Source organism: Ruegeria sp. HKCCA5839 (assembly GCF_013035585.1).
Classification (GTDB): Bacteria; Pseudomonadota; Alphaproteobacteria; order Rhodobacterales; family Rhodobacteraceae; genus Ruegeria.
This window is the reverse complement of sequence record NZ_WQIE01000010.1, coordinates 60,640-85,785: the sequence shown is the minus strand read 5'-3', so window position 1 is coordinate 85,785 and position 25,146 is coordinate 60,640. Positions and strand designations below refer to the sequence as shown.

Below are 25,146 nucleotides of genomic sequence, written 5' to 3'. Positions count from 1 at the left end.
GCGAAGAGTTGTATGAACGGATCAGCACGGCGCTGGCGGTGGTCGAGCAACCTGCGTTGGAGTGATGACGAGGCCAAACAGCTCGCAAATGCCTTCTCAACAGCGCAGAGCGGTCATCGGGCAAAAACACGCGGATGACCGCTTCGAGCCCAAAACGCCGAATGCTGCAGTCCGGGCCAACGACTGTTACGCGCAGAAAGCGGACTTTGCAAAGTCTAGCTTGAGCCCAAAACGAACGTGCGCTGAATTCAAACGGAATTGACTTTCCCGGTTTTCAGAAAAAAGGGTTGTGAGTTTTCTGCTTTAACTCGGAGTATCCCAAAACATACCAAGGTGGGAGGATTTGTTATGAAAACAGCGGTTGTGACTGGCGCCGCGGGAGGGATGGGGCAGGCCATCTGTCGCCAATTGCAGACGAACGGGTTGCATGTGATTGGTCTGGACCTCAAAGAAGAGGGCCTCGTCGAGCTGGCATCAAAATTAAGTTCGGACTTCACGCCTATTTCCGTTGATCTAACAGATCCTTTGTCCGTGGCTCAAACGTTTGAGCGCATTAAGACAGCCCATGGCGGTCTGGATGCTTTGGTAAACAACGCGGGCACCTGCTTCATGTCTGACTTTCCGCACATTCCGCCCGAGGAACTCGAAAAGCAGATGGCGATAAACTTTAACTCTGCATTCCACTGTTGCCAGCAGGCGGTTCAGTTGATGTTGGAACGCGAGGGCATCAAAAAGATTGTAAATATCTCATCGAATGGAGCTTACAATTTCGATGTGTTCGACCCTCCCCATTACCGTGCGTCAAAAGCGGCGATGGATACACTTACGAAAGACCTTGCCCGTCGATACGCGCAGGAAAAAATCTGTGTAAATTCTCTGGCACCTGCCATGACTGAGACACCGTTGTTCAAGGTCTTAACCAAGGACGTCTTGGAGAAAGCCATTAATGCTATGCCGCATGGCCGCGCGATGCTGCCCGAGCAAATCGCCGCTTGGGTCGGTTTTCTAATTTCGCCGGCTGGTGATGTCTCCAGTGGGAATGTGATTGTCCTGAATCAAGGGCGCGACGTCAGATAACTCCTAGGCGCACCGTTGCCTTTATGGAAAATGGTCCATGGGGCGGGATCAGCTGTAGACTTCTGGTGCTTTTTTCAGGACAGGCCATTGCTTTGGACAATGCCCATAGATTACGAACGCATCTCGCTCGGATGCCAGACGCATCAACCTGTCTGCGCTGGCAATCGCTGCATCCTCGTCCCAAGACCCGGCAAACTTCTCGTCGATTTCTGCTGGTCGGGAAATCGCATCACTGGTTAGTAAAACCGTCCCCGACGGGAGATCGACCATTACCGCGATCTGACCAGGCGCATGACCGGGTGCCATCAAAACGAAGATACCTGGCCCAATCTCTACGTCGTTATCAACAACCAGGTAATCCTGATCGGGCCATTCCAAAGGCCGCATATCGCCCCAGTACAACGGGCGGGGTAAGGCTCGCTCCGCAGCAGAGATAAGAATTGGACTGCTTGGAAAGTCGCCCAATGCACCGATATGGTCGATATGGGTGTGCGTACAAATCTGTAGTGTAATGTTTGAAGGAATAAGCCCAAGTTTTGCCAGCTGTGCGCATGGAAGATTGTCTGGTTCGCACTTCAGAACCTCGCCAAACTCGAACAATCGATCTTCTTTGACTGCGGCGTCAGTGGCGGTGGCATATTTTTCGGGGAACCCGGTATCGATGAGTATTGCTTCTCCCAAATCTGTCCGGATCAGAAACCCGCAGATACCAATTATGCGGCCAGTGGAATGGACCTTGAACAGCCCGTAGTCCAAAACCGCAAGGTCAATCGGTCGCCCTTTGACAAATCCCTCTGCTTGCACAGAATCTCTCCCGGATTGACTACAAGGATTTTGAGTAGAGCATGAAAGTCAAGATACACACACTTTTTCAATACCTATTGGATACTACGGAAGCGGATCCAGATGCGTTCGTCGGGTTTTCCTTGTCAGAGTCGCCGCGTTTGGGTGAGTTCATGGATGCGCTGGATCCAGCGCTGCCGTTGGATTGGAACCAAAAGAGTTTTCGGGGTCTGCCTGCTTTACGACGACATGTCTTGGATCGCGCCGGCTTGTCTGATGTTTGCAAGCCAGACGACGTTCTGATCACCGCCGGCGCCGCGGAAGCCAATTATCTTGCATTCATGCAATTGGTCCAACCGGGCGACGAAGTCGTAACGGAACGCCCGGGCTGGCCACAAGCGGGCGTATTGGCAGAGGCAGTTGGCGCGACGCTAAAAGTTGTCGACCGGGAAGAGAGTGCTGGTTGGGTATTGCCGCTCGACAAAGTTGAGGCCGCAGTAACAGAACGCACTCGACTGATCTTTATAACCAACCCCAATAATCCCACCGGGCAGTTGACGACGCAAGCAGAGCTTGAAAGGCTTATTCAAATTGCAGATCGCGTCGGCGCATGGCTGGTTGTTGATGAGGTTTATGCAGGATTGGAGTGGGTCGGATCCCGTGCCCCTTCGATTGCTGGTTTGTATCCTAGGGGTATCACGACAGGCAGCGTTTCTAAGGCATTGGGGCTCCAAGGGCTGCGAACCGGCTGGATGGTTTGCCGTGATCCCGATTTGATTTGGGATGCCATCATTCTGCGGGAAAACTCTAGCGAGATTATGAATATTCTCGGCGAAGTCATCGCCGAAATCGCCTTAAGGCCTGACCGATATAGCCAGGCTTTGAAAACTGCGCGGGCAGCCGGGATGAAAACGCTGGAACGCCTGGATCGGTTTGTTGCCGATCAACCCGGCCTCGATTGGGTCAAACCTCAGGCTGGATTGATTGGTTTGGCAAGGCTCGATGGGATAGATGGCGATGTTTTCGCCAAACGCTTACTAGCAGATCCCTATCGGACGTTTCTCTTACCGGGCTCGTCTTATGGGATGCGGAACCACATCCGACTGGGTGTGGGGGGAGGTGCTGCTGCCAACCTTGACCTTGGCCTAGAGCGCATGGGCGAACTGTTGGCGAACTGGTAGATTTAGGACACTCATTTCGACTTCTCGGCCTGCAACGCCGGTCAAAAAATGCTACCCGATCAAAGCTGACATTGAGCGTCTTGATGGTGCAAGTTCACCCGCCATGTACTGACAGCTTTCTGTCACTCTCCGTCGACTGCGAAGCGGACAACGCTGACCTTTTGCGCTTACTTCGATGCGAGGTTTCGGAAAATGATTGCGCAACGCAACAACAATGCCCGGACCTTGTACTTTACCAATCTGGAAAACGTGTCGTGACGTAGCTGGGGAGCCAGACTGAAAACAGCCGTTTCAGCGTGGATCTCAGTACAATGCCCACTGTTATTTTCGCGGGGCTTCCATCCATTGGAGAGTAGCCAATCGCTTGCCGTGTTTCGTTGATATTCCAGCGCATCCCCGGGTTATCTGACATTAGGTTTAGGGCTGCGAAGGAAATATCCTTGGCATCTATTGCGGCGCGCATTCCGCTTAGAAAGTCCCGATCACTCAACCACATTTCCTGACCCCACCGACCCATCGCCATGTGTGTGCCGGGTTGGTTGTCATGCGTCCATTGTGTCCAGCCGATGCGCAAGCAGATGACCGATAGTCCTTGATGCTCGGCGAAATAGGCCCCTGTCCGTTCACAGAATAGCTTTGACATGCCGTAGGCGTTTACTGGCCCTGGTGGTGTCGTGCTGTTTAGCACCTCATGCGTGAACCTTTTGTCGCCGTGAACCCAATTGGAGCTGGCAAGAACCACGCGGCTGACGCCCATGGCTGCCGCATGGTGATAGAGTGAAAGCGTTGCATCCATATTGTGATTGATCGCGGAAGCCCAAGTGGCGGAAGGCTCTCGGTCTCCGGCAAGATGCACGATAACGTCCACTCCCTTTAGCAAACTGACCCAACTGCTGTCGTCGGACAGGTCTGCTGTGTGAATGTCGGGATGATCAACGGGACGGATGTCGATGCCAGAGACGGTGTAATCGGGGTCGCTTTCTAGCGCGTTGAAGAGTTTGCGGCCGAGATGCCCGCCTGCGCCTGTAATCAAGACATGCATGAAAGGAACTCCTTGTTGTTTGTGAGCCCCAATGGCATTTGGGTTGCATCTTCATCCGTCAAGACGCGGAACATCTGCCGAAAACTCAGCGTTTCATTCGGTGCGAGCTTGCGTGCCGGGGAGTGCCACTCCGCTTCGCAATAGGCGTAATCGGCTGAATTAAAGACCTCAAACGGATAGTCGTGTGCAAATTGATCGCCCTTTTGAGGTTCCGGTACCGAGCACATTAGCAACGGGGCATCAGCGCCGCACCGTATCAATGTACGACCGTTGGGGTTCGGTAGCCCGACCTTGAATTCCTGCTGTCTGTTGCAATCCACTACAATGCCATTGCCGTGCGTAGCTATCATCCCTTCGGCAGAGCCAAAAACAGGATAAAATGCTGGGTCTTCCAATTCGACACCGACCTTGGTGGGGGTGTTAAGCATCATGACTGACCAAATGCCGGTCAGGCGCGAGGAGGTCCCATGGTTGACCACGATGTGTTCTATTTCCCAGCTTTCCGCCGAGGTCAGCGTGATGCGGCGCGACACTGACAAGTGCGAGGTCGGGCATAATGCGCTGGTCATGTCGATACGAGTGCTGCTTCTTGAAGTGATCTGGTAAGAGCCGCTGTCCAACACGGGAAACGGAGCGCCGTTTACCCATGATGCATCCGGGGCGATCCAAGTCTTCTCGCCGCCCCAGAGCGGAAAACCAAATTGTGGAGAGCGTGTGGGCAGATCAGTAAGCTGGGTACTATCGACATCGAAACCGTTGAGATCCGCGTTTTGAAATAGGAGGGAGCGCCCTTGGAAGTTTACATCCCATAGGCGGCCCCCGATGCCGGGCAGGAGTGTCAGTTGCAGATCGTTTTGCTGCAGGTGGAGAACGCTCCATCTGTCCGACATGTAACCCCCTCATATCGGTTTCCCGGCGCGATAGAATGCACCGGGACAATCGCCTAGGTGTGCTTGAACTGGATGACGTTCTCGGCAGTAATCGGCATAACCCCGGTTTCAACGCGCTCGGGTAGAGGATTGATGCCAGCCGCCTTCCAATCGGGCAAGACCTTCAGCGCGTCAGTGTTCTGCCAATGCATCATGTGGAAGGCGAGAAAGATCTCAAGATAGGATTTCTGAGCCACTGCGCCGTGAATTGTGCCGTCTTCGATATAGGGAAGCATATCATCATTCCGGTCCATCGCGACGATCTTGATGTCCTTGCGTCCCGCCTCATTGACTGCAATTGCCGCGCCTTTGCCGCTGTCGCCGTCCGTGCCGCCAATGCCAACAATATCAGGGTTCGCCTGAATTGCCTGAAGGTAGGCTGTCGGCGCATAGGACGGGTCGGCCTTGTCGTTGACGACGTCGACGACCTCGATATCTGGGTATTTCTCGGCAAAGATTTGTTTGTACCCTTCGACACGCTCCAATGTGGAAGGGGCAGGGAAAGTGCCGAGGATAACTTTACCCTTACCGCCAATCGCTTGCGCCAGCATTTCGCCGCCGACTCGTCCTGCCTGAACGCCGTTGATACCAAGGAATGTGGACCGGGGACTGTCGGGAATATCGCCAATACAACATGTGACTGGAATGCCAGCCTCCACCGCACGTTCAACGCCGGGGGCCAGAGTGGCTGGATCACCGGGGAAGATAAGGATGCCTGCGGGACGTCTTGCGATCAGTTCATCCAATTGGCGTGCTTGTGCGGCCGTGTCGAAATCCAACGGGCCCGTGAATGTGGCCTTGATGCCCATCAGTTCCTCAAGGTCTTCCATCGCATTTCGATAGTCCACCCAGAAAGGCACCTGCGTGACGATGGACAGGAACACATACTCCTTGCCGGCCGCTTGTGCCATGGCTTCTTTGGACAGCATGGGCAGTCCGAACGCTGCGGCCAATCCAGCGGTGGTGCCCGCTGTCAGCAGCCTGCGCCGATTCACATTCAATTCAGTCATCGTAGTCTCCCTGTTTTGGATCTTTGGTTGTTGTTGAGTTTTGGAAAGCTTCGGGCTCAGCCCCGTTTGCTTCGGATCAGCATGTCCAAGGCGACCGCTGTAACGAGTACACCGCCGATGACGATCATCTGCCAGTAGATCGATACGGCCAGCATCGTCATGGTGTTGTTGATCAACGCGACGAAAACGACGCCGAGGAAAGCACCAAGAATAGTACCTTCCCCGCCGCGTAGGGATGCGCCACCGATGACGGCCGCAGCCAGAACCTGAAGTTCGATACCGTTGCCTGCCGTGGGCGTACCGCTCATCAGGCGGGACGCCAGCAATACACCTGCCAAAGCAGCCAGAATACCGGTCAGTGCGTACAGGATGATACGCACGCGTGTTACATGGATGCCTGACAACATCGCGGCCTTTTCATTGGCGCCGATGAAATAGACCTGACGGAAAAAGCGTGTATGGCGGACGGCTAGGTCAAACAGGACGACCAGCAGAATGGTGAACAAGACGATTACCGGAAAACCGCCTATGTCGGCCTTGCCGATCCAGGCAAATGATGCCGGCAGGCTTGAAACAGAAAAACCTTCGGTCAAGACAAGAGCGATGCCTCGCGCGATCGACATCGTGCCGAGGGTCGCGATAAGCGGATTGATCCCGAGTCCGGTCACCAGCAAACCGTTCACTACGCCGACAATTCCACCCAGCACTAATCCGCATACCACCGCGAGCGGAATTGGCATGCCAGTCAAAAGCAGCATGGCCACGACGGTAGAAGACAAAGCCATAACCGATCCAACGGAAAGATCGAACCCGCCGGATGCAAGTAGTATCGCCATACCGATCACGATGATCGCGGTGGGGGCCATGCCTACGGCCACGGCTCGAAAGTTCGAGAAGCTGAGGAAATAGGGATTAACGTTGGACATCACGATGATGATGGCGGCGATCAGAACGATCAGCGTCAGTTCACGAATATCGACAAAAGCTTGTAAAACACGGCGCAGCAGCGGACGCTTCATGGGCAAGTTGGCTTGAGCGGTCATGGTCACGTCGCGACTCCTGATTGATTGGTTTGGGGTGCGTCCACAATTGGAACGGAATTTCCGGCGGCCATTTGAAGAAGCGTGGTTTCGGTTGCCTCAGTGGCTGCGATGTCTCCCATGAGGCGACCGTCGTGGACGACAAGGATGCGGGTTGAGAGAGAGACAAGTTCGGGAAAATCGGATGACACGACGAGGATGGCCATTCCTTCGGCTGCTCGACGTAAAAGCTCCGTGTGGATTTGGAATTTGGCTCCGACGTCGACCCCTTTTGTGGGCTCCTCGATGATCAGAAGAGCTGGCGCGCGTTTGAGCCACTTGGCCAACATGATCTTTTGCTGATTGCCCCCTGACAGATCACCAACAAGTTCGTTAATCCCGCTGGTTTTGACACTGAAGGCGTCAATGGCGGCTTGGCTGGCTGCTTTGATCGAGCCCGAACGCATGAGCCCAGCAGACGAATGATCGGAAAGACTGGCCGCGATAAGGTTGTCGCTGAGTGATTGTTCCAGAAAGAGGCCTTCAGTCTTGCGTTCCTCGGGAACAAACCCGACCCCAGCACGCATCGCCTGCCGCAAGGACGCAAAGTTAACAGGCTTGCCGTGAAGTCTGATCTCCCCGGTCTCGCCATGCATCAGCCCGACAATCGATCGAACAATCTCGCTGCGGCGAGCGCCCATCAACCCTGCCATCCCTACAATCTCTCCGGCTTTAATGGAGAAAGAAATGTCTTCGAATTCACCTGGATGGGATAGGTCTTGGACATGCAAAACCTCTTCGCCGTTAACCTTACCTGACCGCGTGACATCACCGGGGTGAGCGCCACCGATCATCTCGGCAACGACTTGTTCCTGAGAAGTTTCCGAAACCGGTAAAGTGCTGATGTGGTGCCCATCTCGCAAAACGGTAATGCGATCCGAGATCTGGAAAATCTCAGCCATATGGTGGCTGACATAGACGATGCCAATCCCTTTTTTTGTCAGGGACTTTAGGACATCGAATAGTGCGTCTACTTCGTCGGGTGCCAATGCCGACGTCGGTTCATCCAGCAAAAGGACGCGGGAATTCAACGACAACGCCTTGGCGATTTCAACAATCTGGCGGGAGCTGATCGGCAAGTTTTCCACGGGTGTTGAAACGTCGATATTCAGACCGAATTCCGCCAGCAACGCCTCCGCTCGGCGGCGCAGTTCAGGCCAGTCAACTACACCAAACCGGGTGGGTACGCGGCCCGCGTAGATGTTTTCCGCAACAGAGAGCGCGCCAGCGAGGCTGAGCTCTTGGAAAACACAGCCGATGCCCAGGGATTGCGCATGCGACGGGCTTTCGACCCGCTGTTCCTTACCGTCGCACAGGATGCGCCCAGCAGAAGGTTGGTGAAGCCCATAAAACAGGCCGAGACAGGTGGATTTGCCAGCGCCGTTTTCCCCACAAAGCGCGTGAACTTCGCCGGGTCTCAATTCAAAGTCGACGCCATCCAAAACAATGTTCGTGCCGAAGCTTTTGCCAACCCGATCCAGCTGGATCAGTGGCTGTAGCCCCGGTGATTCAGGTTTCATTGCTGGCGTCATTCAAGCTTCCTCCCGCCTTTTAATTGGCATCTGATATCTCAGATGTCAACTGAAAAAGAAAAGACCAGGAGGTGCCCAAGAGAAAGGGGCGGCGCCGTTTTGGCCCGCCCCCGTCACAACAAAGCTACGTTTTTGCTAGGATGCGGTCGCTCCTTCGAGGACGATGGCGGCGCTTTTGTAGGCTTGTCTGGTGCGGTCAATATGCGCAGTGAGAAGAGATTTGATTTTGGCCATGTCGCCTTCGCGAACGGCAATAGCGATTTTCGAATGCTCATCGAAGGAAAGCTCAGTATGCTGTGGCAGCTTCGCCAAATGGGTCCGCAATGCGGCAATCTTACCGATATAGCGTGTATAGCTGGCCGTCAGATAATCGTTACCGGCATGTTCAAAAATCAACTGATGAAATGTGGTATCCAGTGAAAGGTAGCCCTTTTCATTGCCTCGCCTGCGTTCCCTCTCCATGTCCTTCACGACACGCTGCATGTCGTCGGCAAGACCTTCCGGGCTCCGCAACAATGCAAGTTCAAAGGCGGCAGTTTCGATAGCCTGTCTGAAATCGCAGATCTGAGTCACTTCCGGCTCAGACAGCGAAAAAACGCGTGCGCCTTTTTGAGGCTCGATACTGACCAACCCTTCGTCACGTAATTGAGCGAGTGCTTCGCGGACTGGCGATTTCGATACGCCCAGCTCTTCGGAGATTTTTCGCTCCGACAAAACCTGACCCATTTTCAGGGAGCCATCGATAATACTATTCCGCAAATGTTCCAGTGCGAGTTCACGCAAAGACTTGGGTCTCTCAAGCGCCATTTGAGGATATCTCCAAAAAAAGATGTTGCCAGATGCAAGATATCTGATACACCAGATTAGGCAAGCTGGTATATCAGATATCAGAATGTACTTGGGAGATCAAAAAAGTGCGCGCAGAGTTGGTCGTCGATTGTAAGAACCAGCACGGGGAAGGGATTTTCTGGAATCCCGCCGATGACCTTATCTGGTGGACCGATATTGAGGGCTGCGCGCTTTGGTCATTTGATCCTGCAACGTCAGAATCCGCATCTCATGAGATGCCAGAGCGTGTGTGTTGCTTTGCGCCGCGTGCGTCTGGCGGACTGATCGTTGCTTATGCGGACCGAGTTGTCTTGCTGGATTCGCCCCAGGGCGAGGAAACTCTCGTGACGCGATTCGAGCCGAACAATCCGGAGACACGGCTGAACGATGGGCGAACCGATCGCCAGGGGCGATTGATTGTTGGAGGCATGAACGAAGTTTCTGGCAAGGCCGATTCGTCGGTCATCTGCGTCGATAAGGATTTGAGTGTACAGACAATCATCGAAGGAGTGTCTTGCGCCAATTCGACTTGCTTTACGTCCGACGGTACCACGATGTTCTTTGCTGATACCCCCGCTCGGGAAGTCGTCGCATTTGATTACGACACCCGCAGTGGAACCGTTTCGAACCGTCGGCAGCATGCTTCTTTCTATGATGAGCCTGGCTTGCCTGATGGGTCCTGTGTCGATGTCGAAGGGGGCGTCTGGAACGCCGAATGGGAAGGCCATCGCGTTGTTCGCGTCGCACCTGACGGCACGATAGACCGCGTGATCGAGGTGCCGGTCTGGAAGCCCACCTGTTGCGCTTTCGGTGGCCCTGATCTCGACGCGCTGTTCATCACGACCTCAAGGCTGATGAGTGACGAAGCAGCTTTAACAAAAGAACCGGAATCCGGCGGCCTCTTTGCTGTGAAACCCGGCGTTCGTGGCGTGGTCGACGCGCCATTCAAAGGATAACCAACGAAATTCTGGAGGAGAAAACTATGTTGAAAACGCTAATGACCACTACGCTTGCCGCGGGGTTCGCCACGCTGGCAACGGTCGCTCTGGCCGAAAACTATCCAGCGCCGGTTCCGCTTGAGGACGGGGCACAAGCGCCAATCGATGCGATAGAACCCAAAAACGAAACGTTCCGGATCGCGTATATGCCGCCGGCGACGGAGTTCAACTACTACATTGCCATTGGTGAAGGCATCAAAGCGGTTGCCGCTGAGGCCGGGGTGGAAGTCTTCATGCTTGCTCCCCAGTCCGGTGCGGACATCAACGGCCAAATGGGAATGATCCAGGATGTGCTGACGCAGGATGTGGATGCAATCATCTTTGGTACCCACGATGAATTTGCTGCCGCACCACTGCTGAAGCAAGCCGTCGACAAGGGCATGGCAGTTTTGATGATCAACTCGGACATCCCGAACTTCCCGACACCAATTCATGGCGTTGTCGGGTACTCCCAGCGCAACGGCACACATGCTATCGCTGATTGGGCCATTGAAACTTATGGCGATCAACCGTTGAAGGTCGGCATTATCGAAGGGCAGCCTGGCTATCACTCGACCGAACGTGTGGGCGGCTTCCTCGACGGTATCGAGGGCAACGAAAACTTCGACGTTGTGGTGTCTATTGACGGTAAATGGAACGTTGAGGGCGGCAACACTGCTGGTATGGACATCCTACAGTCGAACCCCGATCTCGACATGATCTTCGCGGCGAACGACTACATGATCATTGGGGCATCCTTTGCTGCGAAAGCACTCGGCCGCAATGATATCGTCCTTTTGGGTAACGATGGAGACACGTCAGGCCTTGAAGAGATTGCGGCTGGCAACATCACGGCAACCGTCAACACCTCACCGTTCTTAATGGGTAAAGCGGCTATGCACGCAACCATTGATGCGCTCAACGGGTCCTATCCCGGCGGCTGGATCGAAACGCCCACATCAATTGAAGACAAAGACGGTGCGATCAGCGTGCTGCAAGAGCCAGAAAAGCTCTTCCCGCAGCCGTCCAAAGAGTACTGAACTTTCTCCTCGCTTCCCGGTGGCGCGTGCGCGTGCTGCCGGGTCGCAATTCAACCGAGTTCCCCTTTTGTCGAGGCAATCGCAATGACACCCGCAACGCCACTTTGGGAATTTGTCGATATCACCAAGGCCTATCCTGGGGTATTGGCGAATGACAAAGTCTGCATCCGGCTTATGCCCGGTTCCATTCATGGGCTGCTGGGTGAAAACGGCTGTGGCAAATCGACCATGATCAAGACACTTTCCGGCGTGCAGCAACCCGATAGCGGTCAAATCCTGCACAATGGCAAGCCGGTCACGATCAGCGATCCGCAGGCGGCACGTGAGCTGGGCGTCGCAACAGTTTTTCAGGAATTCTCGATCGTGCCCACCTTGTCGGTTGGCGAAAACATCTTCCTTGGCAATATGCCTCGGTCTCGTTTTGGTGTGATCGACTGGGCCAAGGTTCACAACGAAGCCGCGCGCGTTTTAGCTGAAATGGATGTCGATGTTTCTCCCGAAACCATAACCGGATCGCTATCGGTCGGCGAGCAACAACTGGTCGAGATCGCGAAAGCGGTCGCTATGGACGCCCGCATGATCATCTTGGATGAGCCGACGGCGGCATTGGGTGAAGATGAAATCGAGCGCTTGCACCAGCTATTGCGCAATATGCGTGAGCGCGGCACCGCTATTCTCTATGTGTCGCACAGGCTAGATGAGGTTGAACGGATCGTTGATGAAGTGACGATCCTGCGCAATGGTTGTGTTGTGCGTGCAAGTGGCGAGACCAAGATCAGCGTCTCTGAGATTGTCAGCGCAATGGTCGGTGAGGACATTGGTGAGCATTATCCTAAGGAGCAGAACGCGACCAAGGATATTGTGCTAGAGGCGGCGGGTCTGGCCACCAATTCGGGCGTGAAAGATGTATCGTTTTCGTTGCACCGGGGTGAAGTTCTGGGCTTGGGCGGCGTATTGGGCAGTGGCCGCACAGAAATCGCTCGCGCCCTGTTCGGGACAGACGAGCTGACGGGCGGACAGATAACACTTAACGGCAAGCCGGTTCGCTTCCGCCGGGAAATCGATGCAATCCGTGCTGGATTGGCCCTTGTTCCGGAGAACCGTAAGTTTGACGGGTTGTTCTTCAATTTCCGCGCAAGCGGGAACGTAACCGCAGCCTCCCTCGGCGGGCTTAGTCGGTTCGGCGTGTTGAATCTCAAGGCGGAAGAGCAAGCCACCCATGACCTGATCCGCGATTTGGAAATCTCGACCCAGGCCGAGGAAAAGACGGTCAACTTCTTGTCTGGTGGTAATCAGCAGAAGATCGTGATTGCACGCTGGCTGTTTTCAGCCTCGGACATCCTGATCCTTGATGAGCCAACGCAGGGGATCGATATCGGCGCCAAGATCGCTGTTTACAAGCTGATTAACAGGCTCACGCGGGTGGGAAAATCGATCATTCTGATCAGTTCAGACCATGATGAGTTGCTTGCCATGAGCGATCGGATTGCGGTTGTGCAGCACGGAACGATAATGCGCACGGTCGATGCGTTCGACCTTACGCATGACGACCTTGTGCGCGCGTCCGCCGACACTCCTCAATCCAATCCTAAGGAGGCTTTCGCATGAAGCGGATCTTTGACACCCAGTTGATCGGACCATTTGCAGCAATGGTGATCGTCGCATTGATCGTGGCACTTACGACCGAACGCTTCCTGAACCCGGGTAACCTTTCAAACCTGTCCCTACAGGTGAGTATCGTGGCCTTGATCGCAATCGGGTCTACTATCGTGATCTTCGCTGCGGGCATCGATCTGAGTTCCGGGTCTATGGTGGCTTTGCTGACCATGATCCTTGCGCAAATGTTGAAATTTGTTGGCATTCCACTGGTTCTGGCATTGCCACTCATTCTCCTCATGGGCGGATTGCTTGGTCTATTCATTGGGCTGATAACAGCCTATGGGCGTATCCCATCTTTCATCACAACATTGGCGGCGTTGATTGCCTTCAGGGGCCTTGCCCTGACCTTCAACAATGGGTCTCCGATCTTCTCGCTGGATCCGGCGCTGGAGCCAATCTTTTACGGCAAGTTGTTCGGCGTTCCGATGCCTTTCTTCTACCTCGTGTTCTTCTACGTCCTTGCCGCGTTCACTATGAACTTCACGAAACTCGGCCGTGAGATCTATGCCGTGGGTGGTAACCCATCCGCTGCCGTTCTGACGGGTATAAACGTACGTAAAGTTCAGACGACGACATTTGTCATCGCGGGTTTTATGACTGCAGTTGGTGCGATCCTGATGTCAGCGCGCCTCAACTCTGGTTCGCCCAACTATGGCCAGACGCTGGAACTGCAGGCCATTGCCGCTGCTGTTGTCGGCGGAGCCAGCCTTGCAGGCGGCCGCGGCAACATCCTCGCCACGCTGATGGGGGCGATGACAATCGTTATCGTCCAGAATGGTTTGAACCTAAACGCTGCGCCATCTTCGGTTCAGAACATCGTGTTGGGCCTGATCATTCTGTTGGCCGTTGGCATAGACATGTGGCGCGCGGAAATTTCGGGCTTGATGGGTCGAATGTTCGGCCGCCCTTCATCACAGCAGTCATCTAACGTTAAGAAGGAGGCCTGAGATGGATCTGGGGCTCAAAAATAAGCTGGTCCTGGTAACTGGCTCAGGTTCCGGCATCGGCAAAGCCACTGCCCGGGTCTATCTGGAAGAAGGCGCGCGGGTCATCGTGCATGGCCTGACCGAGGCGGAGGTGTCCGACTGCGTCGATGACCTGTCATCTCTGGGTGACGTTGAAGGCATTGCGACCGATCTAACCAAGACGCCTGATGCGGAAACTCTGGCGGAGTTTGCGCGAGCGCGCGGGGCGGTGGATGTTCTCGTTAATAATGTCGGCATCTTCTCGGTTAAGCCGTTCGAGGATCTCACGGATGACGACTGGATGCACTATTTCAACATCAATGTCCTGTCCGCCGTTCGGATGAGCCGAATTTTCCTGCCTGACATGCTTGGCCGCGATAAGGGATCTATCATCAACATGGCCAGCGAAGCGGCAGTGAAGCCACTACCTCAGATGGTGCATTATTCTGTCACTAAAACTGCCATGTTAGGTCTGACACGTGGCATGGCAGAATTGACAAAGGGGACAAAAGTCCGGGTTAACTCGATCCTGCCTGGTCCAACCTGGACCGAAGGTGTCGAAGCCTATTTTGACGGCCTCGCCGATCAAAAGGGTGAGCCGCTCGACACGATCGTGGGCAATTACTTCAAATCAGATGAACCCACATCGCTCATACAGCGCTTTGTCCAACCAGACGAAGTCGCCCGCATGATCGTCACGATCTCTGCAAGTACAGCCTCCAACGGTTCTGCGCATCGGATCGAAGGCGGCATAGTTCGCAACATTCTTTAACTTCTAACTGGAGGAGCCCTACATGGCCGCTCTCACTTTCTCTCACATTGGCATCACAGTTCCCGACCTCGAAAAAGCCGTGGAGTTCTATTCCAAGGCATTCGGCCTGTACGTGCTGATGGAACCAACTGAAATCCTGCATGACGAAAGCGCCATCGGTCAGATGTGCGACGATGTATTTGGGGAAGGCTGGGGAAGCTTCCGCATCGCACATTTGTCGATGGGCGACGGTGTTGGCATCGAATTGTTTGAGTTCCCGAAGACCGTCGAAGAAGAACGCCCGTTTGAATATTGGCGGCGTGGCTTGTTTCATTTCTGCGTACAGGACGAGGATCTTGAAGGCCGCATCAAGATTATCGAAGACTTGGGCGGGCGCCAGCGCATGAGCCAAGTGCGCAAGTATTACCCAGGTGAAAAGCCTTATCGCATGGTCTATATGGAAGACCCGTTTGGCAACATCTTCGAGCTCTACAGCCACTCGTACGAATTGACCTATTCGGCGGGTGCCTATGACTGATCGCGCCGACTTTTCCCCCAGAACGGACAAACCTAAGGTCGTGATAACCGATTACGACTTTGGTGATGTTGCCGTTGAGACGGAAATTCTGGAAGCCGCCGGAGCCGAGGTGATTGCGCTTCAGGCCAAACGCCAGGAAGACCTGTTTGATGTCGCGCCGCATTGCTCAGCGATGATGAATCAATATGCCCGGATCGGGAAGGAAACGATTGCGCGGATGCGGAACTGCGAGGTCATCGCGCGTTATGGCGTGGGCGTAGATATCGTGGATGTCGGCACGGCAACGGAAAAAGGCATACTCGTTACCAACGTGCAAAACTATTGCACGGAGGAAGTCGCCGATCACGCGATTGCCCTTTGGCTGACCCTGGCGCGCAAGTTGCCCGACTATGATCGGGCCACTCATGCAGGGGTCTGGAAGTGGCAAAGCGGGCAGCCGGTCTACCGGTTGCGCGGGCGGACGATGGGTGTCGTCTCGCTGGGAAAAATAGGGCAAGCCATCGTAACGCGGGCGCAATCTTTCGGAGTTACGGTCATCGCCTACGATCCGTATTTGCCAAGAGAAGTCGCGGCAAAGATTGGGGTCGAGCTGGTGAGCAAGCCTGAATTGCTGGCAAGGTCCGACTATATCCTGATGCAAGCGCCGATGACGCCGAACACGCATCACTTTTTATCGGATGCCGAATTCTCGGTCATGAAACCCGGTGCGATACTCGTGAACACTGGACGCGGACCAACGGTCGACAACAAAGCCCTGTTCCGGGCGCTGACCGAAGGCCATCTGGCTGCTGCAGGGCTCGACGACCCCGAAGAAGAGCCGGCCAAGCGCGCCAACTGGACACCTGATGACAACCCGCTGTTCACACTGCCCAACGTCCTCGTAACGCCGCATGCCGCCTACTATTCCGAGGAATCCATACACGCAGCGCGGGTTACCGCGGCCACGCAAGTGGCCAAGGTTCTGACAGGACAAAACCCCGACTACACAGTCAATGCTGAGGCATTGGCCGTATCTACCACATAACAGGAGACAAGAATGCCAGACGTCAGCACAGACCTTAGGGTTTTCAATGATTTTGAAAGAAACCCGGAACTTCTCAAAAAATTCGACAAGGTGTTGGAGGCGTATTCTGCTGCTGCCATTTTTGCGGATGTGCAGTACCGAACAGGCGTGATGGACAGCGCCATCAAGCCCGCGTTCCGCGCCAAGGTGACAGGCCAGGCCGTGACGGTTCAGCTTTCAAAAGGCGATCTGGTCGACCCATTGCGAGCGCTTGAAATGGGACAACCCGGGGACGTGATCGTTGTGGACGCAGGTGGTGATCGTCAAACGTCAGTCTGCGGCGGTTTAATGGGTGGTCTGGCCAAGAATCGTGGCATTCGTGGTATGATCGTAGATGGCACTGGCCGTGACACAGATGAGTTGGAAGACATCAACTGGCCAATATGGACGCGCGCGATCACGCCGCGCGGAACGCACACGATGTTCTCGGAACGTAAAGAAGAACTTTCGATCAATGTGCCAATCGCCTGTGGGGGCGTCGTCGTAAACCCCGGTGATTTCATTGTAGCTGATCTTATGGGCGTCGTCGTGGTTCCACAGGAAATTGCCGAGGAAACCGTGCGCCTTGCTCAAGAGCAAGCTGACCGTGAGGAGGAAACCCGTAAATGGGTGGCCCAAGGCAAAACCGTTGAGGACCTGCTGAATGAATTCGGTCGCATCTGAGCCAGCGCTGATCGGCGTAGATTGGGGCACTTCATCGTTCCGTGCATTTCTAATTGGCGCGGAGGGCGAGGTGATCGAAGGGGTCTCGTCGCCTGAAGGTATCATGCAGGTTGCGGGGCAAACCTTTGACGCGGTCCTTGATCGTCTCATCGGCTCTTGGGTCGCAAAAGCTAACCTGCCGATCCTGGCATCTGGCATGATCACCAGCCGCAATGGCTGGGTAGAAACGCAATATGCCGAAATGCCTCTGGGTGCTGGCGGTCTTGCGCGAGCGTTGGTCCCGCACGAAGCGGCCAACGGAGCGCGTATTCATTTTGTGACAGGTGCTTCAACGGAACATGCCGGTGGACCTGACGTAATGCGCGGCGAGGAGACCCAGATCATCGGGGCATCTTCACTAGGCTTGAGCGAAGGTGTGTTCGTGATGCCGGGAACGCACAGCAAATGGGTTCAGGTTGCGGATGGGAAGATCGTGGATTTCTCGACCTACATGACCGGCGAGATCTTTTCGGCGCTGAAAGAACACACAATCCTTGGCACCTTGATGAAGGAGGACGTCTTCAGCGAAGACGCATTCGTGATGGGCGTCGAAGCGGGCCTCAGTGGTGAGTCGAACCTGCTGCACAGCCTGTTTCATGTTCGGACGCTTCCTCTCATGGGAAAAATCTCAAAGGTAGCTACGGCCGACTACTTGTCGGGCTTGTTGATCGGGACGGAGGTTGCTGCCGCGATCGGCGAATTAGAAGACGTTGGTTCGATCACTGTTGTTGGACGTAGCGATTTGTCCGACCGATACGAAATAGCGCTTCGAACTGCTGGTTTCGACAGCCGTCGCGCTCCAGATGATATCGTTGCGAAAGGGCATTTTCTGATTGCTCGCGCTGCGGGGTTGGTCGGATGATTGACCTCACTGCAGCTCTGGCTGAGAACCCGCTGATTGCGATTTTGCGGGGGCTGGCACCAGAAAATGCGCGCCCGGTATCTGATGTACTCTTCGATACCGGGTTTCGGATCATCGAAGTGCCGCTCAACTCACCGGACCCGCTGGAATCGATTACGCAGATCGTTGCGAAACATGGCGTTCAAGCCATAGTCGGCGCTGGCACAGTGTTGACCACGGATCAGGTCGCGGCGGTTGCAGATGCAGGTGGGCGGATCATCGTGTCGCCCAATATGAATCCGGACGTCGGGCGCGCGGCTGTCGCGCGGGATCTCTATTGGTGTCCAGGTATCATGACCCCCTCTGAGGCCTTTGCGGCGTTGGATATCGGAGCTTCGGTCCTCAAATTATTTCCGGCGGAAATGGTGCCACCAGCTGCCATAGCTGCCTTGCGCGCCGTATTTCCTGCAGACGCAGTCATCGCTGCGGTAGGGGGCATAACGCCGGAAACGATGGCGTCGTATCATGCCGCGGGTGCAGATGGATTTGGGCTGGGTTCCGCACTGTTCAAACCGAGCTATACATTGGATGATATCGGCAGGCGCGCGCGCGCCTTCACCAGTGTATTGGAGGAACTTGGATGAAACAGGCCCTTGTAACGGGCGGTACGCGAGGGATCGGTGCGGGTGTTGCGCGGTCGTTGGCGGATGCAGGTTGGTCCGTCATTGCTGCATCCGCCTCCCAATCCGAATTGGATGCATTCGAGCCTGGAGACGGGATAAAGGTGCAGATCTTGGATGTCACCGACCAGGCTTCAATTAATGATGTATTCAGTGGACTCACGGGTCTGAATGCTTTGGTGAACTGCGCAGGTATTCTTCATCGTGGCGAAGAATACGACATCGACGTATTCGCCAAGGTGCTAGATGTGAACCTGACCGGCACCATGCGCTGCTGTCTAGCCGCGCATCCTTTCTTAGCGGAAACAGGTGGGGCTATTGTCAATACGGCCTCTATGCTCAGCACTTTTGGTGGACCGTTGGTGCCGGCCTATTCCGCTTCCAAGGGCGGCGTGGCACAATTGACGAAGGCACTGGCAGGCCGCTGGGCCGAAGACGGTATCCGGGTCAATGCCATCGCTCCGGGCTGGATCGAGACAGAGATGACCCAGGGCCTTCGGGAAGACCCTGAACGAACAGCGGGGATCATGGCGCGTACGCCCATGAAACGCTGGGGGAAACCCGAAGAAGTCGGTGCGCTTGTGCAATGGCTTTTGAGTGAAAACGCCAGCTTTGTGACCGGGTCGATTTATCCGGTCGATGGCGGCTATCTCGCTATGTGAGGAAAATCAATGAATGACCATGACACCGCCCGAATGCCCTATCAGTTGCCTTTCCCCAAGGATGCACAAGATGAGATCGTGATCCCGAATGCCATGAGCGAGGACGACAGACTGTGGGTTCCGCAGGCAGAGAACGTCTGGTTCCGACCGCTCTGCCTGAACCGCTCGCAAGGTTATTGGATGAACCTTCTCAAAGTGCGCAAAGCTGGTGTTCTTTCGCGGCACCGCCATCCCCAGCCAGTCCATGGCTTCGTTCTGAAAGGGCGCTGGCATTATCTGGAACATGATTGGGTTGCAGAAGAAGGAGGATATGTCTTTGAGCCGCCGGGTGAGACTCATACTTTGGTCGTTCCCGACGATGTCGAAGAGATGGTTACCTATTTCCAGGTCAATGGCGTGATGTGCTATGTTGATCCGTGGGGCAAGGTCACTGGCTACGAAGATGTCTTTACTAAGATTGATCTGTGCCGAAAACACTTCGCGGAAGTCGGTCTTGGAGAAGATTACGTTGAACAATTCATCAGGTGATGCGCCGCGTTTCGCGCTCGTGGCCCATGATGCTCGAAAGGACGAAATCGTTGAATGGGTGGGTCTGCAATTGACCCGCCTGTCCAGAGTACAAATCTTTTCGACAGGGACCACCGGCAGTCGCATTAAGCAAGCCTATCCAGAACTGGACGTGACCAGCCTGAAAAGTGGACCACTCGGAGGCGACCAACAGATCGGCGCTATGATCTGTGAAGAGAAACTGGATGCACTGGTTTTCTTTGTCGACCCTCTGTCGCCTATGCCACACGACGTCGACGTTAAGGCTCTGACCCGTCTCGCGACGGTATATGATCTGCCAATGGCATGTTCGCGCTCAACTGCAGATCTGATCGTGAAGGGACTGATTGACGGGGGTGACAACACGCTTCTCTGATACCCCGGACGCCGTAAGCGCCGATCAGTCAGTTATCAGAAGGTGCTCCCCCAGATTGCCGAGGTTTTCGCTGCCAAGCTGGCTCATGTTGGCCTCTATGTCAGCTTTTAGGATGTGAACGAGATGGTCGATCCCCCGTGCTCCGAACGCTGCAACGGCATATTGAAAGGCACGTCCGACCATGACGAAATCTGCACCTTTCGCCAGGGCACGCATGATGTCCAATCCCCAGGCAACGCCAGAGTCGTAGATCAGTGGCACATTTGTTCCGACCGCCTCGCGGATGTTCGGGAGTTGGTCAATCACGGCGGGCCCGGCTTCGAATTGACGCCCGGAGTGGTTTGAGACCCAGATGCAATCTACGCCCTCGGCCACCATTTTTTTTGCGTCTTCCGGCCGCAGGACACCCTTGACGATCAAGTAACCCTCCCATTCCTGACGTAGTTCGCGCAGGTAGTCCCAATCTGGAATCCCACGGATCAGAGCGCCTGCATGGGTAAAACTTTCTCGCCCGCGCGTGGGGACGTAATCGTCAAAGAACCGCATACGTGGCATGATGCCCTCGCGCAAATGCGCAAGGCACCAGGCGGGTCGTGACGCCATTTCAGTCAGCGTGCGCAGGTCAGCTTTTGGAGGCACGGTCAGGTTGGCGCGGCGTTGTCGTTCGCGCCGGCTTTCTTCTGGTACGTCCACCGTGATGATCAGCGTATGAAATCCCGCTGCCTTAATCCTCGGCAGCATCGCGCGGCGCAAATCGCTGGAGTTCACCGGGTAATGCTGAAACCATCCATTTTTGCCAATGTAAGGTGCCACATCTTCCGGTGAAGCAACCGCCACGCTCGACAGCGAAAACGGAATGTTGTGAGCAACCGCTGCCTTTGCAAGCATCCGCTCTGCTCCCGCCCACATTAGGCCGGACATGCCTACCGGTGCTATCCCGAATGGCAGATCGTAAGTTTGACCCATCAATTTAGTCTGCAGGTCGGCCTTTGTTCGGCCGCATAGTACACGCGGCATGAATCCGATGGCATCAAGTGCGTCCCGGTTGACCTTCAACCCCAGCTCCCGGCCAGTCGCGCTGTCGAGATATTCGAAAGCAAACTTCGGAATGCGCTTTTGCGCGGTTTGCCGAAGGTCTTCTATCGACGGGTGGGATAGGTCCAAATCCATCCGGGTCCTCTGGTTTTATCGTCTAATGTTTGTAGGCCCTCGGCCGGTCACCAAAGGGACGGCAAGGCCAAGGAAATTGCGGGCACATAGGTGATGAACATCAACAAGATCAGCATGCCTACAAAGAATGGCAGGATCGCCCGGCTGAGGCTTTCGATGGAAACCTTCGAAATGCTGCTAGCCACGAACAGGTTTACTCCCAAAGGTGGTGTACAAAACCCAATGGCCAGGTTGACCGTCAAGATGACACCAAAAACAATCGGATCGACACCCAGCGCGGTTGCAACCGGCAGCAGGATCGGTGTCATGATGATGATCGACGAAATCGTCTCCATGAACATTCCGATCACCAACAACAGCAGATTGATCAGCAACAGGATGATGATGGGGTTGTCGGACAGGCTGGTGATCGTTGTTGCGAGTTCTGTCGGGATTCTTGCGAGTGTGATCAGCCTGCCAAAGGCGGTCGCCATGATCACCAATATCAGAATAGTCCCGCTGGTCTTTGCACTGCCCGCCAATACCTCTGGCAGGTCTTTGAGGGAGATGTCTCCATAAACAAAGATTCCGATGAAGGCGGCATAAACCACTGCCACGGCTCCGGCTTCGGTAGGGGTGAAGATACCGCTGTAGATGCCCCCAAGGATAATCACAGGCACCAGTAGCGCCCAGATAGAAGAGCGGAAACTCTGCCAGACGCCCGGACCTGAGAACGTAATCGTCGATTGGTGTGCAGCCTCGTCCTTTCGCAGCAGAACCCTAGCAACCAACATGAACATGAGGGCAAAAAGGATGCCAGGAACGACGCCCGCAAGAAACAGTTTGCCGATCGAAACCTCGGCAGTAACACCATAGATGATGAAGGGAATACTTGGCGGGATCATTACACCGATCATTCCCGAGGATGCTGTCAATGCGCCGCTGAATTTGCGCGTATAGCCGACCTTTTCCATCTCTGGGATCATGTTCGACCCGATGGCGGCTACGGTCGCAGGAGATGAGCCGGATATGGCGGCAAAGAACACACAGGCGAGTACGTTCACATAAGCCAGCCCACCCCGGATATGACCAATCAGCGCATTGGCGAACCCAACCAGTCTACGAGACATTCCGCCGTGCTGCATCAGGTCGCCTGCCAAAATGAACAGAGGGACGGCAATTAGAGGAAACGAGTCCGCGCCTGTTACCACCGACCGTGCCAGAAGAACCATAGGTGGCGTGCCATCCACAAAGACCATCACGATCATAGTGGCTAAGCCCAAACAGATGCCAATTGGCACGCTGGAGAGCAACAGGGCAAAGAGCGTCAAGAAAAGCGTTGTCGCAAACATGCCGGGTTCCTCACGCTTTGGTTCCTGCGATCAGACGCAGGGTTCGGATCAGATGTTGAGTGACGCGGATCGCAGACATGCCCGCGCCAATCGGCGCCGAAGCATAAAGGATCGGAATTGGTAGTCCCAAAACGACCGACGTCTGGCTGGCCACAAAAGGCTGTCGGATAAGCTTGATGCATTCAATTGTCAGAACGACCAGAAATCCAAGGACAAGAAGCGCGATCACAACATCCGCGTAAAGCCTTGCCCGCTCGCTTAGGACATCACGCAGGACCGTGATCCGCACATGATCGCCAGTGTGGAATGCATAGCTGACGCCAAGCCAGACAAACCATACAAATAGCCAAAGCGTTAGCTCTTCGCCCCATGAAAGAGAGGCATTCAGAATGTAGCGCATGAACACATTGCCAAAGATCAATAAGACAATCGCGGCCAAAAGTGCGCTGGCTAAGACCTTTTCGGCATTCATATCGATCCAATTGATAACCGACACCGTTCACCTCCCGTTGAACGAAAGGGGCACCCGAACCTTCATTGCACGGGTGCCCGTATTGGCTGAGTAGTCCGAGGGTCAGCTTCCGCTCGCTTCGGAAACCGCTGCTACCCAGTCGTCATAGGCTTCGGCGCCAACCTCGTCGCGATACTGCAGACGGACGCTTTCGGTTTTGTCGGCAAAGGCCTGTCGCTGCTCTGCTGTCAGTTCCAGAACCTCGACACCAGCGGCCCGGATTTGTTCCAGCTGTGCTGCATCTTCGCTGGCGACCAACTCGGCCTGATAGTTACGTGCGGCAGCCATCGAGTCCCGCACCAGTTGCTGATGCTCTGCGGACAGCGAGTCAAAGAACGGTTTGGAGATGACGGGCATATAGACCGCAAAGACATGGCCCGTGGTCGAAAGGTATTTCTGCACCTCGTAGAAACGCTGTGAGGTAATGATCGCCAGTGGGTTTTCCTGGCCGTCGATCACGCCTTGCTGGAGAGCAGAATAGACCTCACCAAAGTTCATTGGCGTCGGGTTGGCCCCGAGCGTTTCGAATGTCGCCACATGCGCCGGAACCTTCATGGTACGCAGTTTGACACCCTCGAGGTCTGCGGGGGTTGCAACCGGACGGACATTATTGGTCACATTGCGTACACCCAATTCAAGCCAGCCAAGACCTACCAATCCCTGGTTTTCGACCCGTGCAAGCATGCCATCACCAGCATCACCATCAAGAACATCAAAGGCGATGTCCTTGGAGGAATACATGTAGGGCAGCTCAATTACTGCAAAAGCCGGATCCCAGCCCGCGAAGAAAGAGGAAGGAGGAATTGCCATTTCCAGAACGCCGGTTTGAACACCTTCGATCATCTCGCGATCAGGGCCCATCTGCGATGAAGGGAATATCTGTACGTCGATCTCACCATTCGAGCCAGCTTCGACCAGTTCTTCAAATTTCAGTAGCGCGCGATGCATATGAAACGCTTCTGCTGCGCCATGCCCAACCTTAATGACTGTTTCAGCGGATGCTGCAAAAGCAAGCCCGGCTGACATGACGACGCCAAGCGCCAATGTTGATTTCTTGAACAAGGTATCCTCCCATGGATTTAGTTATTTTCGATCTATTATCTGAGATATCAGATATAATATAGAAATCAAGCTCACATGTGCTATTGTGTTAGAGAGACGAAATAGGACAAAGTGAAAATGACCGAGATTTTGCAGATTAAGCGCCCGGATTCGTTGAGTAAAACTGCTGAAGAGCACATACGAAAAGGCATTATCAATGGCACGTTTCGATTGGGTGAATCGTTGCCGGAAGTGAAGCTGTCAAATGCCATGGGCATCAGCAAAACTCCGATTCGCGAAGCGCTGTCGGCTTTGAATCTTCAGGGGCTCGTTCAGATATTTCCTCATCGAGGAGCCTTTGTATTCTCTCTTTCTCAAGAGGACGTGGTGCAGCTTTGTCGGTATAGGCTCATCCTAGAATCTGCAGCTTTGGAGCAGGCGCTTGAAAAGAACCCGTCGGTTCTGATCAATGAGCTGGCTACAATTGTTTCGAAGATGTCAGAAGCGCAGGAAGCGGATGAATTCGAGCAGTACTTGGAACTTGACGCCGAGTTTCACGACGCGTTTTTCAGGTCCTGCGGAAACAGTTACCTGCGGGATGGATATCAAAAAGTCAGTGATATCGTCCAAACTATGCGGACGCATCTGTCCAAGCGTTCCGATCGAACGACAAAATCATTTAAGGAACATCAAGCGATCACATCGCTACTCGGCGAGGGTAAAGTAAAAGCAGCAGTGAACACGCTCAAACGGCAAATTACTCGCGGTGAGCGATCTTATTCCGATTTGGTTGGTCTGAAGCAAGCATAGGCGTCCTGCCATCTGGGTCTTG

The 25,146-nt window shown here is 54.5% G+C and carries 27 protein-coding genes; 16 read left to right on the top strand and 11 right to left on the bottom strand.

Features of this window, described 5'->3' with window-relative positions:
• Nucleotides 1-348 precede the first annotated feature (348 nt).
• Nucleotides 349-1,077 (top strand): SDR family NAD(P)-dependent oxidoreductase, encoded by a 729-nt coding sequence (locus GOV38_RS19930; RefSeq protein WP_171210348.1) that lies wholly within the window; start codon nucleotides 349-351, stop codon nucleotides 1,075-1,077.
• A gap of 48 nt (nucleotides 1,078-1,125) precedes the next feature.
• Here GOV38_RS19930 and GOV38_RS19925 read toward each other — a convergent pair whose 3' ends face one another.
• Nucleotides 1,126-1,833: an N-acyl homoserine lactonase family protein gene (locus GOV38_RS19925; protein WP_174838952.1), complete on the bottom strand. Its 708-nt coding sequence runs from the start codon at nucleotides 1,831-1,833 to the stop codon at nucleotides 1,126-1,128.
• A gap of 200 nt (nucleotides 1,834-2,033) precedes the next feature.
• On the opposite strand from GOV38_RS19925, the gene GOV38_RS19920 reads away from it, so the two are divergent.
• Complete coding sequence (locus tag GOV38_RS19920) at nucleotides 2,034-3,041, top strand: pyridoxal phosphate-dependent aminotransferase (RefSeq protein ID WP_254430682.1); 1,008 nt, start codon at nucleotides 2,034-2,036, stop codon at nucleotides 3,039-3,041.
• A gap of 232 nt (nucleotides 3,042-3,273) precedes the next feature.
• Here GOV38_RS19920 and GOV38_RS19915 read toward each other — a convergent pair whose 3' ends face one another.
• The 6 genes from GOV38_RS19915 to GOV38_RS19890 all read right to left on the bottom strand — a co-directional run bounded on the left by GOV38_RS19915 (nucleotide 3,274) and on the right by GOV38_RS19890 (nucleotide 9,440).
• On the bottom strand, nucleotides 3,274-4,083 hold the full coding sequence (locus GOV38_RS19915; protein WP_171210349.1) for an NAD(P)-dependent oxidoreductase: 810 nt from the start codon (nucleotides 4,081-4,083) through the stop codon (nucleotides 3,274-3,276).
• On the bottom strand, nucleotides 4,071-4,973 hold the full coding sequence (locus GOV38_RS19910) for a hypothetical protein (RefSeq protein WP_171210350.1): 903 nt from the start codon (nucleotides 4,971-4,973) through the stop codon (nucleotides 4,071-4,073). Before GOV38_RS19910 ends, GOV38_RS19915 begins: the two co-directional genes overlap by 13 nt.
• A gap of 53 nt (nucleotides 4,974-5,026) precedes the next feature.
• Nucleotides 5,027-6,022 (bottom strand): substrate-binding domain-containing protein, encoded by a 996-nt coding sequence (locus tag GOV38_RS19905; RefSeq protein ID WP_171210351.1) that lies wholly within the window; start codon nucleotides 6,020-6,022, stop codon nucleotides 5,027-5,029.
• A gap of 56 nt (nucleotides 6,023-6,078) precedes the next feature.
• The gene (locus GOV38_RS19900) at nucleotides 6,079-7,065 is read right to left on the bottom strand and encodes an ABC transporter permease (RefSeq protein WP_174818509.1); all 987 of its coding nucleotides are present in this window, start codon (nucleotides 7,063-7,065) and stop codon (nucleotides 6,079-6,081) included.
• Between the two features lie 2 nt (nucleotides 7,066-7,067).
• Entirely contained in the window at nucleotides 7,068-8,621 is a 1,554-nt protein-coding gene (locus GOV38_RS19895; protein WP_254453175.1) for a sugar ABC transporter ATP-binding protein, read from the bottom strand.
• Nucleotides 8,622-8,768: 147 nt separating this feature from the next.
• Nucleotides 8,769-9,440: a GntR family transcriptional regulator gene (locus GOV38_RS19890; protein ID WP_171133845.1), complete on the bottom strand. Its 672-nt coding sequence runs from the start codon at nucleotides 9,438-9,440 to the stop codon at nucleotides 8,769-8,771.
• A 107-nt stretch (nucleotides 9,441-9,547) separates the two neighbouring features.
• Between GOV38_RS19890 and GOV38_RS19885 the strand changes: the two genes are divergently transcribed.
• From GOV38_RS19885 to GOV38_RS19825, 13 genes are all read left to right on the top strand, one after another.
• Complete coding sequence (locus tag GOV38_RS19885; RefSeq protein WP_171210353.1) at nucleotides 9,548-10,417, top strand: SMP-30/gluconolactonase/LRE family protein; 870 nt, start codon at nucleotides 9,548-9,550, stop codon at nucleotides 10,415-10,417.
• Nucleotides 10,418-10,443: 26 nt separating this feature from the next.
• Nucleotides 10,444-11,478, top strand: coding sequence for a sugar ABC transporter substrate-binding protein (locus tag GOV38_RS19880; RefSeq protein WP_170637923.1), 1,035 nt, complete (start codon nucleotides 10,444-10,446; stop codon nucleotides 11,476-11,478).
• 84 nt (nucleotides 11,479-11,562) lie between these two features.
• Complete coding sequence (locus GOV38_RS19875; RefSeq protein ID WP_171210354.1) at nucleotides 11,563-13,086, top strand: sugar ABC transporter ATP-binding protein; 1,524 nt, start codon at nucleotides 11,563-11,565, stop codon at nucleotides 13,084-13,086.
• A complete protein-coding gene (locus GOV38_RS19870; protein WP_170614886.1) occupies nucleotides 13,083-14,084 on the top strand; it encodes an ABC transporter permease in 1,002 nt (333 codons plus the stop codon). Before GOV38_RS19875 ends, GOV38_RS19870 begins: the two co-directional genes overlap by 4 nt.
• A 1-nt stretch (nucleotide 14,085) precedes the next feature.
• On the top strand, nucleotides 14,086-14,874 hold the full coding sequence (locus GOV38_RS19865; RefSeq protein WP_171133847.1) for an SDR family NAD(P)-dependent oxidoreductase: 789 nt from the start codon (nucleotides 14,086-14,088) through the stop codon (nucleotides 14,872-14,874).
• A 22-nt stretch (nucleotides 14,875-14,896) separates the two neighbouring features.
• Nucleotides 14,897-15,391, top strand: a complete 495-nt coding sequence (locus GOV38_RS19860; RefSeq protein ID WP_170378465.1) for a lactoylglutathione lyase family protein — start codon at nucleotides 14,897-14,899, stop codon at nucleotides 15,389-15,391.
• Nucleotides 15,384-16,415 carry a C-terminal binding protein gene (locus GOV38_RS19855; RefSeq protein ID WP_171133848.1) on the top strand — a complete coding sequence of 344 codons (1,032 nt, stop codon included), beginning with the start codon at nucleotides 15,384-15,386 and terminating at the stop codon, nucleotides 16,413-16,415. The genes GOV38_RS19860 and GOV38_RS19855 overlap by 8 nt, the downstream gene beginning before the upstream one ends.
• Before the next feature lie 12 nt (nucleotides 16,416-16,427).
• Nucleotides 16,428-17,117: an RraA family protein gene (locus tag GOV38_RS19850; RefSeq protein WP_108861947.1), complete on the top strand. Its 690-nt coding sequence runs from the start codon at nucleotides 16,428-16,430 to the stop codon at nucleotides 17,115-17,117.
• Nucleotides 17,098-18,018 (top strand): 2-dehydro-3-deoxygalactonokinase, encoded by a 921-nt coding sequence (locus GOV38_RS19845; RefSeq protein ID WP_171210355.1) that lies wholly within the window; start codon nucleotides 17,098-17,100, stop codon nucleotides 18,016-18,018. Before GOV38_RS19850 ends, GOV38_RS19845 begins: the two co-directional genes overlap by 20 nt.
• The gene (locus GOV38_RS19840; RefSeq protein ID WP_171133849.1) at nucleotides 18,015-18,641 is read left to right on the top strand and encodes a 2-dehydro-3-deoxy-6-phosphogalactonate aldolase; all 627 of its coding nucleotides are present in this window, start codon (nucleotides 18,015-18,017) and stop codon (nucleotides 18,639-18,641) included. Before GOV38_RS19845 ends, GOV38_RS19840 begins: the two co-directional genes overlap by 4 nt.
• The gene (locus GOV38_RS19835) at nucleotides 18,638-19,339 is read left to right on the top strand and encodes an SDR family NAD(P)-dependent oxidoreductase (RefSeq protein WP_171210356.1); all 702 of its coding nucleotides are present in this window, start codon (nucleotides 18,638-18,640) and stop codon (nucleotides 19,337-19,339) included. Before GOV38_RS19840 ends, GOV38_RS19835 begins: the two co-directional genes overlap by 4 nt.
• Nucleotides 19,340-19,348: 9 nt before the next feature.
• On the top strand, nucleotides 19,349-19,867 hold the full coding sequence (locus GOV38_RS19830; protein ID WP_170357704.1) for a 2,4'-dihydroxyacetophenone dioxygenase family protein: 519 nt from the start codon (nucleotides 19,349-19,351) through the stop codon (nucleotides 19,865-19,867).
• The gene (locus GOV38_RS19825) at nucleotides 19,848-20,261 is read left to right on the top strand and encodes a methylglyoxal synthase (RefSeq protein WP_170621279.1); all 414 of its coding nucleotides are present in this window, start codon (nucleotides 19,848-19,850) and stop codon (nucleotides 20,259-20,261) included. Before GOV38_RS19830 ends, GOV38_RS19825 begins: the two co-directional genes overlap by 20 nt.
• 24 nt (nucleotides 20,262-20,285) lie before the next feature.
• On the opposite strand, the gene GOV38_RS19820 is transcribed toward GOV38_RS19825, so the two are convergent.
• From GOV38_RS19820 to GOV38_RS19805, 4 genes are all read right to left on the bottom strand, one after another.
• Nucleotides 20,286-21,431 (bottom strand): alpha-hydroxy acid oxidase, encoded by a 1,146-nt coding sequence (locus tag GOV38_RS19820; RefSeq protein WP_171133851.1) that lies wholly within the window; start codon nucleotides 21,429-21,431, stop codon nucleotides 20,286-20,288.
• 47 nt (nucleotides 21,432-21,478) lie between these two features.
• Nucleotides 21,479-22,762 carry a TRAP transporter large permease gene (locus GOV38_RS19815; protein ID WP_171210357.1) on the bottom strand — a complete coding sequence of 428 codons (1,284 nt, stop codon included), beginning with the start codon at nucleotides 22,760-22,762 and terminating at the stop codon, nucleotides 21,479-21,481.
• 10 nt (nucleotides 22,763-22,772) lie between these two features.
• On the bottom strand, nucleotides 22,773-23,258 hold the full coding sequence (locus GOV38_RS19810) for a TRAP transporter small permease (protein ID WP_171210358.1): 486 nt from the start codon (nucleotides 23,256-23,258) through the stop codon (nucleotides 22,773-22,775).
• A 78-nt stretch (nucleotides 23,259-23,336) separates the two neighbouring features.
• Nucleotides 23,337-24,335: a TRAP transporter substrate-binding protein gene (locus GOV38_RS19805; protein ID WP_171210359.1), complete on the bottom strand. Its 999-nt coding sequence runs from the start codon at nucleotides 24,333-24,335 to the stop codon at nucleotides 23,337-23,339.
• A gap of 117 nt (nucleotides 24,336-24,452) precedes the next feature.
• Between GOV38_RS19805 and GOV38_RS19800 the strand changes: the two genes are divergently transcribed.
• A complete protein-coding gene (locus tag GOV38_RS19800; protein WP_171210360.1) occupies nucleotides 24,453-25,124 on the top strand; it encodes a GntR family transcriptional regulator in 672 nt (223 codons plus the stop codon).
• Nucleotides 25,125-25,146: the final 22 nt, after the last annotated feature.

What these genes read in the sequence shown, in the direction of transcription:
- GOV38_RS19815 (WP_171210357.1), bottom strand. Translation starts at nt 22,762, where the DNA reads ATGTTTGCGACAACGCTTTTCTTGACGCTCTTTGCCCTGTTGCTCTCC.
- GOV38_RS19820 (WP_171133851.1), bottom strand. Translation starts at nt 21,431, where the DNA reads ATGGATTTGGACCTATCCCACCCGTCGATAGAAGACCTTCGGCAAACC.
- GOV38_RS19835 (WP_171210356.1), top strand. Translation starts at nt 18,638, where the DNA reads ATGAAACAGGCCCTTGTAACGGGCGGTACGCGAGGGATCGGTGCGGGT.
- GOV38_RS19845 (WP_171210355.1), top strand. Translation starts at nt 17,098, where the DNA reads ATGAATTCGGTCGCATCTGAGCCAGCGCTGATCGGCGTAGATTGGGGC.
- GOV38_RS19865 (WP_171133847.1), top strand. Translation starts at nt 14,086, where the DNA reads ATGGATCTGGGGCTCAAAAATAAGCTGGTCCTGGTAACTGGCTCAGGT.
- GOV38_RS19910 (WP_171210350.1), bottom strand. Translation starts at nt 4,973, where the DNA reads ATGTCGGACAGATGGAGCGTTCTCCACCTGCAGCAAAACGATCTGCAA.
- GOV38_RS19920 (WP_254430682.1), top strand. Translation starts at nt 2,034, where the DNA reads ATGGATGCGCTGGATCCAGCGCTGCCGTTGGATTGGAACCAAAAGAGT.
- GOV38_RS19850 (WP_108861947.1), top strand. Translation starts at nt 16,428, where the DNA reads ATGCCAGACGTCAGCACAGACCTTAGGGTTTTCAATGATTTTGAAAGA.
- GOV38_RS19855 (WP_171133848.1), top strand. Translation starts at nt 15,384, where the DNA reads ATGACTGATCGCGCCGACTTTTCCCCCAGAACGGACAAACCTAAGGTC.
- GOV38_RS19915 (WP_171210349.1), bottom strand. Translation starts at nt 4,083, where the DNA reads ATGCATGTCTTGATTACAGGCGCAGGCGGGCATCTCGGCCGCAAACTC.
- GOV38_RS19860 (WP_170378465.1), top strand. Translation starts at nt 14,897, where the DNA reads ATGGCCGCTCTCACTTTCTCTCACATTGGCATCACAGTTCCCGACCTC.
- GOV38_RS19880 (WP_170637923.1), top strand. Translation starts at nt 10,444, where the DNA reads ATGTTGAAAACGCTAATGACCACTACGCTTGCCGCGGGGTTCGCCACG.
- GOV38_RS19900 (WP_174818509.1), bottom strand. Translation starts at nt 7,065, where the DNA reads ATGACCGCTCAAGCCAACTTGCCCATGAAGCGTCCGCTGCTGCGCCGT.
- GOV38_RS19830 (WP_170357704.1), top strand. Translation starts at nt 19,349, where the DNA reads ATGAATGACCATGACACCGCCCGAATGCCCTATCAGTTGCCTTTCCCC.
- GOV38_RS19875 (WP_171210354.1), top strand. Translation starts at nt 11,563, where the DNA reads ATGACACCCGCAACGCCACTTTGGGAATTTGTCGATATCACCAAGGCC.
- GOV38_RS19895 (WP_254453175.1), bottom strand. Translation starts at nt 8,621, where the DNA reads ATGAAACCTGAATCACCGGGGCTACAGCCACTGATCCAGCTGGATCGG.
- GOV38_RS19870 (WP_170614886.1), top strand. Translation starts at nt 13,083, where the DNA reads ATGAAGCGGATCTTTGACACCCAGTTGATCGGACCATTTGCAGCAATG.
- GOV38_RS19890 (WP_171133845.1), bottom strand. Translation starts at nt 9,440, where the DNA reads ATGGCGCTTGAGAGACCCAAGTCTTTGCGTGAACTCGCACTGGAACAT.
- GOV38_RS19930 (WP_171210348.1), top strand. Translation starts at nt 349, where the DNA reads ATGAAAACAGCGGTTGTGACTGGCGCCGCGGGAGGGATGGGGCAGGCC.
- GOV38_RS19905 (WP_171210351.1), bottom strand. Translation starts at nt 6,022, where the DNA reads ATGACTGAATTGAATGTGAATCGGCGCAGGCTGCTGACAGCGGGCACC.
- GOV38_RS19840 (WP_171133849.1), top strand. Translation starts at nt 18,015, where the DNA reads ATGATTGACCTCACTGCAGCTCTGGCTGAGAACCCGCTGATTGCGATT.
- GOV38_RS19800 (WP_171210360.1), top strand. Translation starts at nt 24,453, where the DNA reads ATGACCGAGATTTTGCAGATTAAGCGCCCGGATTCGTTGAGTAAAACT.